The sequence below is a fragment of the Flavobacterium xizangense genome (assembly GCF_054075145.1).
Genome location: NZ_JBSIPG010000190.1, coordinates 1 through 257, shown reverse-complemented (window position 1 = coordinate 257; position 257 = coordinate 1). Strand labels below are relative to the sequence as shown.

The window sequence follows — 257 nt, the reverse complement described above, 5'->3', positions numbered from 1 at the left end:
ATAATCATATTACAACCCTGGATGTATCTAATATGGTGGAACTTCAATCATTGCTATGTACGGGTAATCAAATAACAAATTTAGATGTAACTAAGAATTTGCATTTATATTGGTTTGGATGTAATACTAATAAACTAGAAACTTTAGATGTTTCACAGAACAAAATTTTGCAATATTTAGATTGCGGATTCAATCAACTGACATCTCTTGATATTTCTAATAATACAGCTTTATTTTATTTAAATTGTTATCACAAT

At 26.5% G+C, this 257-nt stretch carries 1 pseudogene; it reads left to right on the top strand.

The window, feature by feature from the left end:
* A pseudogene (locus ACWA1B_RS23065) lies at window positions 1-257 on the top strand (cell surface protein); the annotation flags it as partial.